Below are 13170 nucleotides of genomic sequence, written 5' to 3' on the forward strand. Positions count from 1 at the left end.
CATGATCGTTGTTTATACGCTTGAAGCAGATCATCTGGCCGCTCGCCCGGCCAAGGTCGGCGATGCCCTGCCAGACAATACGGTCTGGATCGACCTGCTCAATCCCACCCATGACGAGGATGTGCAGACCGAGATCTGGACCAAGACCGCCATCCCTACCCGCGAGGATATGGTGGAGATCGAGGAGTCCAGCCGTTTCTATACCGAAAATGGCGGACAGTACCTGACGGCACCAATCCTCTATTTCACCGAGGACAAGCATCACGCCATCAGTCCGATCTCGTTCATCCTGACGGGTTCGTTCCTTGTCACGGTGCGCTATGCCGAGCCGCGCGCCTTCAGCCTCTATGTCAGCCGGGCGTCGAAGCCCGGCAACGGGCTGATCAACGACAAATGCAGCGGCGTGACCATTCTGCTCGGGATCATCGAAGCCGTGACGGATCGCATTGCCGATATTCTCGAAGGCGTCGCCTCGGACATCGACCAGAACTCCCACACGATCTTCCGCCGTTCCGACAATGACAAGCCGATGACGACGAAGAATTTCCGCGACAGCCTCACGCGGATCGGCGGCCAGGGTGCGTTTCTGTCGAAGGTGCGGGAAAGCATTGCCGGGGTGAGCCGCCTGCTGGTCTACCTCGCCGCAATTACCGAACAGAACAGCTACAAGAAAGAGACGAAGGCGTGGATCAAGTCGCTGGAGCGTGACACGCAGTCGCTGAGCACCTATGTCGACTTCCTCTCCAACAAGATCACCTTCCTGCTCGATACGGTGGTTGGCCTCATCTCCATCGAACAGAACGCCATCATCAAGATCTTCTCGGTGGCGGCCGTCGCTTTCATGCCGCCAACGCTGGTGGCCTCGATCTACGGCATGAATTTCGAGTTCATGCCGGAACTCAAGACGATGTGGGGCTATCCCATGGCTATCGGCATGATGATTGCCTCGGCCGTCATCCCGCTGCTGATCTTCCGCAAAAAGGGCTGGCTGTAAGACGAAGTGATGAGATCATCGATCTTGATTCACTTGACTGCAGGTGTTGTAATTCGTTCGCAACACTGGGGCGCAGATCATGTATGTGGTCACCTTGATCGAGATCGGAGACGAAGTTGGTTTCATTATTCCAGATGAAATTCTTGATCGTTACAATCTTAAAATTGGTGACGAACTTGAGGTTTTAGAAACTGACAAGGGATTGACCCTAATACCGTCTGCCATTGTTTCTCAGGCAGATAAAAATGGCTTATGATGCATCCGCAAAGCTGAGCCTGCCTTTCCCAGCCCAATTGGGGCAATCAGCCAAAGAACCCTTGTAACCGAATGGCTTAGAGCTTTCTCTGGTTATTCTGATTCAACCTGCGGCAGTCCGATCGCGATGATTTCCCATTCGCGGCCGTTGAGTTCGAAAATATCGCCGAGCGATTTGCCGAACATCAGTTGCGCCATGGGCGAGACGTGCGAAATCTTGCCGTGGCTGGCATCGGCCTCGTCCTCGCCGACGATGGCCCAGCTGTGGCGGGTATCATGCTCGTCGGCGATGGTCACCGTCATGCCGAAGCGCACCACGGAGCTGGCGGGGTCGGGATGGGAAACCTCCGCCGTCTCCCGCCGCGCCGTCCAGTAACGCAGGTCACGCGAGGCCCGCGCGATCAGGTCGCGGTCGGCCTCGGCATTGCCCTTGGCCAGTTCCTCATGCAGGGCAGCGATCTCAGCATCGATCATGGCAAGACCGTTTTCGGTCACCAGATTCCGGTGCGGACTGACGGGGCGCTCGCCCAGATCAATCGATGAATTGCTGTCGTCTTCCTTGGTGAAAGCTCTGCTCATCCGGTGAAGGTATGCCTTGCCTGACCAAGCTGCAAGTGCCATCAATCGATTGGCCAAAAGACACACAATCCTCGGCCTGTCCAAACGCTGAACCTGAGGTAAAGCCCGTGATCGACAGACGTCTTGTTCTCGGTGGAATGGCCGGGCTCGGTGCCGGGGCACTCCTGCCCGCCCGCGCTTTTGCGGCGGCATCCACAGGGCTGAATCCGGGATCGCCTGATGATCAGGGCAAGGCGCTCAATGCCCTCCTGCAGAAGGCGAGCGCGACCGGTGATCAGATTTTCCTGCAGCCCGGAACCTATATTGTTTCCGGCGTGGATTTGCCCGCACGGACCAATCTCGCCGGCATTTCCGGCGCAACCCGCCTCGTTTATGGCGGCGGCGGTTCCTTTCTGAGGGCCAGCAGCGGCGCGCAGATCCGCCTCAGCGGGCTTGTCATCGATGGCGCGAACCAGCCGCTTGCCGGCGGTGCCAAGGCGCTGGCCGATGCTGCCAATGTCACCCGGATTGTCATCGAGGATTGCGATTTCACGGCATCGGGCAAAAACGCCATTGCGCTTTCTCAATGCGGCGGCAGTATCCGCAACAACCGCATCAGCGGCGCCCGGGATGCGGGTATTTTTGCGTCGCAATCCGCCGGGCTCGACATCACCGCCAATCATATCGGCGATTGCGGCAATGGCGGCATTCTGATTTTTCGCGATGCACAGGGGCCGGACGGGACCATCGTCAGCGGCAACCGCGTCGAGAATATCCGCGCCGATGGCGGTGGCACCGGCCAGAACGGCAATGGCATCAATGTGTTCCGTGCCGGCAATGTGCTTGTTTCCAACAATGTGCTGGTGGGGTGCGCCTTCTCCGCAGTCCGCGCCAATGCCGGAAACAATGTGCAGATCATCGGCAACAATTGCACCGGCAGCGGCGAGATGGCGCTTTATTCCGAATTCGCCTTCGAAGGCGCGGTGATCGCCAACAACATCGTCGATGGCGCGGCCAGCGGCATTTCCATGGTCAATTTCGATGGCGGCGGTCGCATGGGCACCTGCAGCGGCAATGTGGTGCGCAACCTCACCGCCATCGGGCCCTATCCCGCCGATGCGCCGGGTTTCGGCATCGGCATCAGCGTCGAAGCGGATATTGCCGTGACGGGCAACGTCATCGAGAACGCGGCCCTCTACGGCATCAAGCTGGGTTGGGGCCCCTATATGCGCAACCTCACCGCCACGGGCAATGTGATCCGGCAGGCGGGCACCGGCATTTATGTCAGCGTCGTCGACGGTGTCGGCTCCGCTGTCATCACCGACAATATCATCGAGAAGGCCGTCCGGGGCGGCATTCTCGGCCATCGCTGGATGGATGCGGTGACCAAGGATCTCGCCCGGCAGAATGCCAGCGGTTATGACAAGCTGATCGTCGCGCGCAATATTCTCAGTTGATATCGGCTTCCGTCAGGATATCGGCCGGGCTGACAACACCGTAGGTGATGCCGTTCCAGTTGCGCATTTCGCGGTCGGCAAACCGGTCGAGCTTCGATTCCAGCTCCGCATCCCCACGGAAAATCCGCGCGAGAACCGCTCCAATCATCGCTTCGGAGGCGCGGGTCGCGCCATCATCGCATTTGAGCGCGATACCGAGACCGAACTCCGGCAAAGCCGCCACAAAAACGCCTTCCGCACCGGTCTTGACGAAGATGCGTCCCGGCGCCATTTCCATCAGCCGCGTGCAGGCGCGGTTGGTGCCTGCAACATAATATGGGGCCGCCATGGTGGCATCGAGCAGACGCTTTGCTGCCTTGGCCCGTACCGGCGGCAGGCCGGTGCCGGTCGCCATGCGGGCAAAGCCATGGGCAAGGCTTTTCAATGGGATGGCATAGGTCGGGATGGAGCAACCGTCCGTGCCGCAATGATCCAGCGAATGAACCGCGCCGGTCACGCTCTCCATGGCTTCGCATACCATGGTCTGCGTCGGCGATCCCAGGGTCGAATAGCCTGCGGTCTCGATGCCGAGATGCACGCAGGTGCAAAGAAATCCGGAATGCTTGCCGGAGCAGTTGTTGTGCAGCGCCGTCGGCTCCTGCATGCTGCGGGCCTGGGTGATCAGCACGGACTGATCGGATGACCAATGCGCACCGCATTCCAGCGCGGAGAGGTCGAGACCCGCACGGCCGAGCATGTCGGCGGCCTTGCTCACATGCAGCGGTTCGCCCGAATGCGACGCGCAGGCCATGGCCAATTCCTCATTGCCGAAGCCATAGGCATCGGCAGCGCCGCTTTCCACCAGCGGCAGCGCCTGGATTGCCTTGATCGCCGAACGGGGAAAGGTCGGCCGGTCGATATCGCCGGCCGAATAGACAATCTTGCCGTCGCCATCTGTGACAACAACCGCGCCGCGATGGCGGCTCTCCACTGTTTCGCCGCGAAAAACTTCAACCAGAACCGGATTGCTCATAACGCCCTACATTGCTCAGGAAATCGACCGGCGTCCGCCGGAATTGATGGTCTTATAGGATGCCCCGTTTGCCTTTCCAATGGCGAAAACGGCACAATTGCGCTCAGCCGCCCTTCTGCCACTCCATGACAAGGAAATAGGGTACCCGGCGGTAGCGATCGGCCTTGTCGGGATCGCCGCCATAAGGTGCCGGTTCGGCGAAATGGCGCAGGGTGAGACCATGGCCGAGGAGAAGCGACATGTAGGTGCTCAGTGGCCGATGCCAGTTCTGGATGCGGATGCCGCGCCACTCCACCCAGTCCACACGCTCCTCAAGATAATGATCCACGTAGAAACGCGGATCGCCGTTGATATCGGGCTGCCAGCCCCCCGGTTGTCCCGCCGTGTTGAAACTGTTGAGATTGGCAATCAGCAGGGTCCCACCCGGCGCAAGCACCCTGACCATTTCAGTAATGGCCTTGCGCAGATAGGGAATATCGATGAGCGAGAGGTAGCTTACAACCAGATCGAAAGAGGCATCCGGAAATTCCAGCGCCTCCGCATACCCGAAACGATAGTCCCCTTCGGGGTCGCGGGCCTGCGCCTGCGCCAGCAATTCCTCGGTCGGGTCAATACCGACCGGCTCGATTCCAAGGCCCTTGAGGATGCGGCAGAAGCGGCCTTCGCCGCAGCCGACATCGAGTGCGTTTTTAAAGCCGCGTCCGCTGACGCGTTCCAGCATCGGCTTGTCGAGAACATAAACGCGGCCGTAGTCACCGTCTTCCGCCTGTTCGGCAATCCAGGCGGATGCCGATTCTTTCCATCCGTTCGACATGTCTTTTTCCTCTGCCGGAAAAGATGATTCAATTCATGGATTTGCCGGATGCTTTTGACACGACGAATCCGGGACTTGAAGTCCCGGATTCGAAAAGAACGCTATTGGACGATTTATTTGATGCGTTCGAGGATCGACACATAGTTGGCGACGGCAGCGCCGCCCATGTTGAAAATGCCGGCAAGCTTGGCATCCGGCACCTGAATGCCACCGGCTTCGCCCGTCAGCTGCATGGACGAGAGCACATGCATGGAGACGCCGCTGGCGCCGATCGGATGACCCTTGGCCTTGAGACCGCCGGATGGATTGACCGGCAGGCGCCCGCCCATGGCCGTCTGGCCTTCCAGCGCGACCTTGGCACCCTCGCCCGGCTTGGCCAGACCCATCGCCTCATATTCGATGAGTTCGGCGATGGTGAAGCAATCATGGGTTTCGACAAAGGACAGATCGTCGATGGTGACACCGGCCTGATCGAGGGCGCGCTTCCAACCTTCGGCGCAGCCTTCGAACAGCAGGATGTCGCGCTTGGAGATCGGCAGGAAATCCTGCACATGGGCGGCGCCACGGAAGGCCACGGCGCGCTTCATCTTCAGTGCCGTCTGCGTGTCGGTCAGAACCAGCGCTGCTGCGCCGTCCGACACCAGCGAGCAGTCGGTCCGCTTCAACGGACCGGCGACGAAGGGGTTCTTCTCGCTTTCATGCCGGCAGAATTCATAGCCCAGATCCTTGCGCATCTGCGCATAGGGATTGCCCACACCGTTCTTGTGGTTCTTCGCGGCGATTGTCGCCAGCGCATCGGACTGGTCGCCATATTTCTGGAAATAGGCCGCCGCAATCTGGCCGAACACCCCGGCAAAACCGGCGGGGATATCGCCCTCTTCCGGCAGGTAGGAGGCTTTGAGAAGGTTCTTGCCGATCTCGGGTCCCGGCGTCGATGTCATCTTCTCGACACCCACCACCAGTACAACACGGGCAGCGCCGGCGCGAATGGTCTTTATGCCCTGATGCACGGCAGCCGAACCGGTGGCGCAGGCATTTTCCACCCGGGTGGCGGGCTTGAAGCGGAAGGCATCGCTGGCCTGCAGGACGAGGCTGGCGGTGAAATCCTGCGGCGAGAACCCGGCATTGAAGTGGCCGAGGACAATCTCGTCGACATCCTGCGGGCCGATGCCTGCATGATCGAGTGCAGCGACGGCCGCCTTGACGATCAGGCTTTCCACGCTCTCGCCCTCCAGTTTTCCGAAAGGCAGATGCGACCATCCAACGATACAGGCTGTCATGTCATTCCTCCAAAATGTCATTCTTATTGAGGTAACCATGAACCCGCATCGTTTCAAGGTAAAGGACTTTGTTGCAGTGCAATACCGGCGCCTGTGGTTTGGCAATTATCGTGCGGTTGGTGACTTCTTCATGAGTCATTTGTTGCTTGCCGGTGGTTGCATCTCCCATCCCGCGTGGTTCGCGCTCCCATCAAATACCGCTCCAAAACGTCGCTATTTTTATTGATTGATCAGTCAATCAAGAATAATAATGCCGCTGAACGAGGTTTTTCAGCATGCCCAAAGTCGGAATGGAACCACTGCGCAAGCGGGAGTTGATCGATGCGGCGATCCGCACCATCGGCCAGCGCGGCTCGCTTGATGTGACCGTCGCGGAAATCGCCCATGAAGCGGGGGTTTCGCCGGCGCTGGCGCATCATTATTTCGGCGGCAAGGAACAGCTGATCCTGGCCACCATGCGCCATCTCCTGAAAGAACTCGGGCAGGACCTCCTGGCGGCGCTGGCGCCAGCGCAGACACCGGCACAACGCGTTGCCGCCATCATCGCCGTCAACTTCTCCGCCTCACAATTCGCGCCGCAGACCGTGGCGGCGTGGCTGACCTTTTACGTGCATGCGCAGCAGTCGGTCGAGACCCGCCGGCTCCTGCGTGTCTATGCCCGGCGCATGCACTCCAACCTCGCCTTTGCGCTGAGCAGCATGACCGACCGGGACACCGCCCTGCAGATTGCCGAGGGCACCGGCGCGATGATCGACGGGCTCTATATCCGCCATGCGCTGCGCAATGGCGCGCCTGAGGCAGCCTCGGCAATCGCGCTCGTGGAAGATTACGTGACGACGAAACTAGCCGCCGCCGGAGCATCCCTATGACAAGGCCGAATATTCTCATCCTGATGGTCGACCAGCTGAACGGAACCCTGTTTCCGGACGGTCCGGCCGATTTCATCCATGCCCCGCATCTGCGTGCGCTGGCGCAGCGTTCGGCCCGCTTTGCCAACACCTATACCGCTTCGCCGCTCTGTGCCCCGGCCCGCGCCTCGTTGATGTCCGGGCAGCTGCCGTCACGCACCCGCGTCTATGACAATGCCGCCGAGTTCGCCTCGGATATTCCGACCTATGCGCATCATCTGCGCCGCGCCGGTTACTACACCGGCCTTTCCGGCAAGATGCACTTTGTCGGGCCTGACCAGTTGCACGGCCTAGAGGAACGCCTGACCACGGATATCTACCCCGCCGATTTCGGCTGGACCCCGGACTACCGCAAACCGGGCGAGCGCATCGACTGGTGGTATCACAATCTTGGTTCGGTCACTGGCGCCGGCGTCGCTGAAACCAGCAACCAGATGGAATATGACGACGAGGTGGCGTTTCACGCCACGCAAAAACTCTACCAGCTGTCGCGCACGTCGGATGATCCGGCGCGCCGCCCGTGGTGCCTGACGGTCTCCTTCACCCATCCGCATGACCCCTATGTGGCACGGCGCAAATATTGGGATCTCTACGAGAATTCGCCGGCGCTTGAACCTGCCGTTGCCGCCATCCCCTTCGAAGCGCAGGACCCGCATGCGCAGCGCCTGATGCAGGCCTGCGACTACACGCAATTCGATATTACCCCCGATAATATCCGCCGGGCGCGCCAGGGCTATCTCGCCAATATTTCCTATGTCGATGACAAGATCGGCGAGATTCTGGAGGTGCTGCGGGCAACGCGGATGCTCGACGACACCATCATTGTCTTCACGTCAGACCATGGCGACATGCTGGGCGAACGCGGACTGTGGTTCAAGATGAATTTCTTCGAGGGGTCGGCCCGCGTGCCGCTGATGATTGCAGGCAAGGGCATCACGCCGCAATTGGTCACCCAGCCGGCCTCGACGCTCGATATCAACCCGACACTTGCGGCGCTCGCCGGTATCGACATTGCCACCGTCAAACCATGGACCGACGGCGAGGACCTGACCGGCGTCATGGCGGGCGGCAAGCGGCAGGGCCCTGTGCTGATGGAATATGCGGCGGAGGGCTCCAATGCCCCGCTGGTCTGCATGCGCGACGGCCGGTACAAGTTCGTGCATTGCGAGATCGATCCGCCGCAACTGTTTGATCTTGAATCGGATCCGCACGAGCTGACCAACCTTGCCGGTGATCCCGCCCATGCCGCGCTGCTTGCCCAGTTCACGGCCGCCGCCAGGGCGCGCTGGGACATGGCGGCCTATGACGCCGCCGTGCGCGAAAGCCAGGCGCGGCGCTGGGTGGTCTATGAGGCGCTGCGCAACGGCTCCTATTATCCCTGGGATTACCAGCCGCTGCAGAAGGCCTCGGAGCGCTACATGCGCAATCACATGGATCTGAATGTTCTGGAAGAAAACGCGCGTTTTCCGCGCGGCGAATAATGGGGCCAGCTATGGAAGCAGATTTCGTCATCATCGGTTCGGGTTCGGCCGGTTCCGCCATGGCCTACCGCCTGTCGGAGGACGGCAGGCATTCGGTCATCGTTATCGAATTCGGCGGCACGGATATGGGGCCGTTCATCCAGATGCCCGCCGCCCTCTCCTTCCCGATGAACATGAGCACCTATGACTGGGGGTTCTCATCCGAACCCGAACCGCATTTGGGCGGGCGCACGCTGGTGACCCCGCGCGGCAAGGTGATCGGCGGCTCCTCCTCCATCAACGGCATGGTCTATGTGCGAGGCCACGCCCATGATTTCGACCATTGGGCGGAGAGTGGCGCGGCGGGCTGGTCCTATGCGGACGTGCTGCCCTATTTCAAGCGCATGGAACATTCCCATGGCGGTGAGGCCGGGTGGCGCGGCACCAACGGTCCGATGCATGTGCAGCGTGGACGGCGCGACAATCCCCTCTTCCACGCCTTTGTCGATGCGGGCAGGCAGGCCGGTTTCGAAGTCACCGAAGATTACAACGGCGCCAAGCAGGAAGGCTTTGGCGCCATGGAACAGACCATTCACAATGGCCGCCGCTGGTCGACGGCCAATGCCTATCTGCGCCCGGCGCTGAAGCGGCGGAATGTGAGTCTCGTCAATGGCTTCGCGCGGCGTGTGGTTATCGAGAATCAAAGGGCGACGGGGGTGGAAATCACCCGGCGCGGCAAGACGGAAATCGTGCGCGCGCGGCGTGAGGTGATCGTTGCGGCATCATCGATCAACTCGCCAAAGCTTCTGATGCTGTCGGGCATCGGCCCGGCGCAGCACCTGAAGGAGCATGGTATTGCCGTGGTGGCCGATCGCGCCGGCGTCGGCCAGAACCTGCAGGACCATATGGAAGTCTACATCCAGCAGGAAAGCCTGAAGCCGATCACGCTCAATTCGAAACTCGGGCTGTTTTCCAAGGCAAGGATCGGTGCGCAGTGGCTGTTCTTCAAGACCGGCGACGGCGCCACCAACCATTTTGAATCCGCCGCGTTCGTGCGCTCAAAACCCGGTGTCGACTACCCTGATATCCAGTATCACTTCCTGCCCGCCGCCATCCGCTATGACGGCAAGGCGGCAGCCAAGGGCCACGGATTCCAGGCGCATGTGGGTCCGATGCGCTCGAAGTCGCGCGGCAGCGTCACCCTGCGCTCGTCCGACCCGCTGGAAAAGCCGACGATCGTCTTCAACTACATGTCGCATCCGGATGACTGGGCGGACTTCCGCCATGCGGTGCGGTTGACCCGCGAGATTTTCGGCCAGGCGGCGCTCGATCCCTATCGCGGCCGCGAGATTTCGCCTGGCGCGCATGTGCAGTCCGATGAGGCCATCGACGACTTCCTGCGCGAACACGCGGAAAGCGCATTCCATCCCTGCGGCACCTGCAAGATGGGTGCGGCAAGCGATCCGATGGCCGTGGTCGATCCGCAATGCCGGGTGATCGGTGTCGAGGGCCTGCGGGTGGCGGATTCTTCGATTTTTCCGCGCGTCACCAACGGCAATCTGAATGGTCCCTCGATCATGACCGGCGAAAAGGCGTCCGACCATATTCTTGGCCGCGATCCCCTGCCGCGCTCCAATCAGGAACCGTGGATCAATCCGCGCTGGGAAGTGAGTGACCGATAGCACACCGCCTATGCTGAAATTACAACCCAAGGAGAACACCATGCGCGCGCAGCCGAAGGCATCGCATTTCATCAATGGCCGCTTCGTCGAGGACAAGGCCGGCAAGCCGCTCGATGTGATCTATCCGGCGACCGGCGAAATCATCGCAAAACTGTTTGGCGCAACACCGGCCCTGATCGAACAGGCCGTGCAGGCTGCGGCGGCTGCGCAGCCCGCCTGGGCGGCGCTCAAGCCGGTGGAACGCGGCCGTATCCTGCGCCGTGCGGCGGACCTTCTGCGCGCCCGCAATGCCGAGATCGCCGAGCTGGAAACGCTCGATACCGGCAAGGCCATTCAGGAAACGCTGGTTGCCGATCCGGCTTCGGCCGCCGATGCGCTGGAGTTCTACGGCGGCATCATCGCCGGATTCAATGGCGAGATGATCGAGCTTGGCGGCTCCTATGCCTATACGCGCCGCGAGGCGCTGGGCGTCTGCGTCGGCATCGGCGCATGGAACTATCCGATCCAGGGTGCAGGCTGGAAATCGGCCCCGGCGCTCGCGGCGGGCAATGCCATGATCTTCAAGCCGTCGGAAAACACGCCGCTGTCTGCCCTCGCTCTGGCAGAGATCTACAGGGAAGCCGGTCTGCCCGATGGTCTGTTCAATGTGGTGCAGGGCTTTGGCGACGTCGGTTCGCAGCTCGTCGATCATCCGCTCGTGGCCAAGGTCTCGCTGACCGGCTCGGTGCCCACGGGCAAGAAGGTGCTGGCACAGGCCGGTTCGCACATGAAACACGCCACGATGGAACTCGGCGGCAAGTCGCCGCTGATCATTTTCGACGATGCGGATGTGGAGAACGCCGTTGGCGGTGCCCTGCTTGGCAATTTCTATTCCACCGGGCAGGTCTGCTCGAACGGCACCCGCGTCTTTGTCCAGAAGGGCATCAAGGACAGGTTCCTCGACCGGCTGGTGACGCGCACCAAGGCAATCCGCCTCGGCGATCCGCTCGATCCCGAAATCCATCTGGGACCGCTGATCAACGCGGCGCAGCGCGACAAGGTTGTTGCCTATATCGAAAAGGGCAAGGCTGAGGGAGCCACGCTCGCCTTTGGCGGCGGCGTACCGAAGATGCAGGGCTTTGAAGGCGGCTGCTATGTCGAACCGACGATATTTACCGGTGTCACCGATGGCATGACCATCGCGCAGGAGGAAATTTTCGGCCCCGTCATGGCTGTTCTCGATTTCAACGACGAGGACGAGGTTGTCGCCCGCGCCAATGATACGGAGTTCGGCCTGTCAGCCGGTGTCTTCACCAAGGATCTGTCCCGCGCGCACCGTGTCATCAGCCAGCTCAAGGCCGGCACATGCTGGATCAACACCTACAATTTGGCACCGGTTGAAATGCCGTTCGGCGGCTTCAAGCAGTCCGGCGTCGGCCGTGAAAACGGTCTGGCTGCGCTTTACCACTACAGCCAGATCAAGTCGGTCTATGTGGAAACGGGCAAGGTCGAGAGCCCCTATTGAGGCGTGGAGGCGGGACATTGATCTGTCCCGCCATCTCCATCATTTGCCGTAGACGGCGTCGCGCACACCGTCGGGAAATGCCCCCATCATGCCGGCATGGGCGGTATTGGTCAGCGCGACGACGGTGAGCTTGCGCTTAGGGTCGACAAACCACGACTGGCCATAGACGCCGCCCCATTGCCACGTGCCTGCCGATTGCGGCGAGCCTGCCGCCGCAGGATCTTTCAGGATCGAAAACCCGAGACTGAAACCCCAACCCGGCGGCGTGGCCGTCACGACGATATCGCCAATCTGGTTGTCAGCCAGCAGCTCGACACTGCCTGCCTTCAGCAGAGGCGAACCACCCTTGCGCAGCGTTTCGAGGAAGCGGATGTAATCATCGGCTGTTCCGGCCATGCCGGCACCGCCTGACGCAAAGGAAGCAGGATCGAAGATGCGATCCGGGGCAAAGCTGACGCCGCCATCGAAGAACGGCACGACGTGCGGTCCTTCCATCCGCACCGGCGGCTTGGCATCGCCATAGGCTACCGCCAGTCTTGCCCGGTCACTCACGCTGAATGCCGTATCCTTGAGATCCAGCCTGCCTGTGACATTTTCCGTCACCAGTTCGGGCAGCGTTTTCCCCGTGGCCTTGGCAAGCACTGCGCCCAGAACGTCGATGCCGACCGAGTACCCCCAGGCGGTGCCGGGTTCAAACGACAGCGGGACCGTTGCGATGCGCCGCAGATTTTCTTCGATGGAGAGCCCCGGCTGGTCAAGACCGTCGGATATGTTGGCCTTGTGATAGGGGCCATCGGCGGGTTGCAGGAAACCGTAGCTCAGGCCTGACGTATGGTCCATCAACTGACGGACGGTGATGACAGGTTCGCGGCCGTCGGCCAGTTTTGGCCGGAAATCCGGCAGGTATCGCGTGACGGGATCATCGAGGTTCAGCTTTCCCTCTTCCACCAGCCGCAGGGCTGTAACCGCAACAATCGGCTTGGTCATCGACGCAAAGCGGAAGATGGCGTTCTCCCTGATCGGAATCCCGGCCTCGCGATCGGCAAATCCGGCAGCGCGCCGATAGACGATCTCGCCATTCTCGGCGACCAGGATGACGGTGCCCACGATGGTCTGATCGGCGATGGCATGATCAATGACGGCGTCCAGCCGGTCCTTGAAACTGGCCTGTGCAGCCAGTGCCGGAGCGGTCAAGGCAAGTGTTGTCAGGGCGGTAGCAACTGGTATGTTCATCGGCCTGTTCCTT

Annotated in this window: 13 protein-coding genes; 7 read left to right on the forward strand and 6 right to left on the reverse strand. The window is 60.9% G+C overall.

Annotation, left to right across the window (positions count from 1 at the left end; genetic code table 11):
• Window position 1 precedes the first annotated feature (1 nt).
• A complete protein-coding gene (gene corA / locus ACP7B1_RS19875; protein ID WP_346305651.1) occupies window positions 2–994 on the forward strand; it encodes a magnesium/cobalt transporter CorA in 993 nt (330 codons plus the stop codon).
• Window positions 995–1073: 79 nt separating this feature from the next.
• Complete coding sequence (locus ACP7B1_RS19880; RefSeq protein ID WP_346305652.1) at window positions 1074–1250, forward strand: AbrB/MazE/SpoVT family DNA-binding domain-containing protein; 177 nt, start codon at window positions 1074–1076, stop codon at window positions 1248–1250.
• 92 nt (window positions 1251–1342) lie between these two features.
• Here ACP7B1_RS19880 and ACP7B1_RS19885 read toward each other — a convergent pair whose 3' ends face one another.
• Window positions 1343–1828: a GreA/GreB family elongation factor gene (locus ACP7B1_RS19885; protein WP_130268915.1), complete on the reverse strand. Its 486-nt coding sequence runs from the start codon at window positions 1826–1828 to the stop codon at window positions 1343–1345.
• 107 nt (window positions 1829–1935) lie between these two features.
• Between ACP7B1_RS19885 and ACP7B1_RS19890 the strand changes: the two genes are divergently transcribed.
• Window positions 1936–3264, forward strand: coding sequence for a TIGR03808 family TAT-translocated repetitive protein (locus ACP7B1_RS19890; protein ID WP_426137210.1), 1329 nt, complete (start codon window positions 1936–1938; stop codon window positions 3262–3264).
• Here ACP7B1_RS19890 and ACP7B1_RS19895 read toward each other — a convergent pair.
• From ACP7B1_RS19895 to ACP7B1_RS19910, 4 genes are all read right to left on the reverse strand, one after another.
• The gene (locus tag ACP7B1_RS19895) at window positions 3257–4276 is read right to left on the reverse strand and encodes an asparaginase (RefSeq protein ID WP_346305654.1); all 1020 of its coding nucleotides are present in this window, start codon (window positions 4274–4276) and stop codon (window positions 3257–3259) included. The two genes, ACP7B1_RS19890 and ACP7B1_RS19895, sit on opposite strands and share 8 nt — an antisense overlap.
• Window positions 4277–4379: 103 nt before the next feature.
• The gene (locus tag ACP7B1_RS19900; protein ID WP_346305655.1) at window positions 4380–5090 is read right to left on the reverse strand and encodes a class I SAM-dependent methyltransferase; all 711 of its coding nucleotides are present in this window, start codon (window positions 5088–5090) and stop codon (window positions 4380–4382) included.
• Between the two features lie 113 nt (window positions 5091–5203).
• On the reverse strand, window positions 5204–6370 hold the full coding sequence (locus ACP7B1_RS19905; RefSeq protein WP_223611449.1) for an acetyl-CoA acetyltransferase: 1167 nt from the start codon (window positions 6368–6370) through the stop codon (window positions 5204–5206).
• Window position 6371: 1 nt separating this feature from the next.
• Window positions 6372–6539: a hypothetical protein gene (locus ACP7B1_RS19910; protein ID WP_426137211.1), complete on the reverse strand. Its 168-nt coding sequence runs from the start codon at window positions 6537–6539 to the stop codon at window positions 6372–6374.
• 106 nt (window positions 6540–6645) lie between these two features.
• Between ACP7B1_RS19910 and betI the strand changes: the two genes are divergently transcribed.
• From betI to betB, 4 genes are read left to right on the forward strand one after another with little or no spacing between them, the layout of a single operon-like run.
• Window positions 6646–7239 (forward strand): transcriptional regulator BetI, encoded by a 594-nt coding sequence (betI, locus tag ACP7B1_RS19915; protein WP_346305657.1) that lies wholly within the window; start codon window positions 6646–6648, stop codon window positions 7237–7239.
• A complete protein-coding gene (gene betC / locus ACP7B1_RS19920; RefSeq protein WP_346305658.1) occupies window positions 7236–8759 on the forward strand; it encodes a choline-sulfatase in 1524 nt (507 codons plus the stop codon). Before betI ends, betC begins: the two co-directional genes overlap by 4 nt.
• A gap of 11 nt (window positions 8760–8770) precedes the next feature.
• Entirely contained in the window at window positions 8771–10420 is a 1650-nt protein-coding gene (gene betA, locus ACP7B1_RS19925; protein WP_346305659.1) for a choline dehydrogenase, read from the forward strand.
• A gap of 40 nt (window positions 10421–10460) precedes the next feature.
• Window positions 10461–11924: a betaine-aldehyde dehydrogenase gene (gene betB, locus ACP7B1_RS19930; RefSeq protein WP_346305660.1), complete on the forward strand. Its 1464-nt coding sequence runs from the start codon at window positions 10461–10463 to the stop codon at window positions 11922–11924.
• 39 nt (window positions 11925–11963) lie between these two features.
• Here betB and ACP7B1_RS19935 read toward each other — a convergent pair whose 3' ends face one another.
• Window positions 11964–13157 carry a serine hydrolase domain-containing protein gene (locus ACP7B1_RS19935; protein ID WP_346305661.1) on the reverse strand — a complete coding sequence of 398 codons (1194 nt, stop codon included), beginning with the start codon at window positions 13155–13157 and terminating at the stop codon, window positions 11964–11966.
• Window positions 13158–13170 lie beyond the last annotated feature (13 nt).

The sequence above is a fragment of the Phyllobacterium sp. SL163 genome (assembly GCF_049896885.1).
GTDB classification, from domain to species: domain Bacteria; phylum Pseudomonadota; class Alphaproteobacteria; order Rhizobiales; family Rhizobiaceae; genus Phyllobacterium; species Phyllobacterium calauticae.

Bases quoted from the DNA above. Each gene is read 5' to 3' on its own strand.
- corA (WP_346305651.1), top strand. From the start codon at position 2: ATGATCGTTGTTTATACGCTTGAAGCAGATCATCTGGCCGCTCGCCCG.
- ACP7B1_RS19880 (WP_346305652.1), top strand. From the start codon at position 1,074: ATGTATGTGGTCACCTTGATCGAGATCGGAGACGAAGTTGGTTTCATT.
- ACP7B1_RS19885 (WP_130268915.1), bottom strand. From the start codon at position 1,828: ATGAGCAGAGCTTTCACCAAGGAAGACGACAGCAATTCATCGATTGAT.
- ACP7B1_RS19895 (WP_346305654.1), bottom strand. From the start codon at position 4,276: ATGAGCAATCCGGTTCTGGTTGAAGTTTTTCGCGGCGAAACAGTGGAG.
- ACP7B1_RS19900 (WP_346305655.1), bottom strand. From the start codon at position 5,090: ATGTCGAACGGATGGAAAGAATCGGCATCCGCCTGGATTGCCGAACAG.
- ACP7B1_RS19905 (WP_223611449.1), bottom strand. From the start codon at position 6,370: ATGACAGCCTGTATCGTTGGATGGTCGCATCTGCCTTTCGGAAAACTG.
- ACP7B1_RS19910 (WP_426137211.1), bottom strand. From the start codon at position 6,539: ATGGGAGATGCAACCACCGGCAAGCAACAAATGACTCATGAAGAAGTC.
- betI (WP_346305657.1), top strand. From the start codon at position 6,646: ATGCCCAAAGTCGGAATGGAACCACTGCGCAAGCGGGAGTTGATCGAT.
- betC (WP_346305658.1), top strand. From the start codon at position 7,236: ATGACAAGGCCGAATATTCTCATCCTGATGGTCGACCAGCTGAACGGA.
- betA (WP_346305659.1), top strand. From the start codon at position 8,771: ATGGAAGCAGATTTCGTCATCATCGGTTCGGGTTCGGCCGGTTCCGCC.
- betB (WP_346305660.1), top strand. From the start codon at position 10,461: ATGCGCGCGCAGCCGAAGGCATCGCATTTCATCAATGGCCGCTTCGTC.
- ACP7B1_RS19935 (WP_346305661.1), bottom strand. From the start codon at position 13,157: ATGAACATACCAGTTGCTACCGCCCTGACAACACTTGCCTTGACCGCT.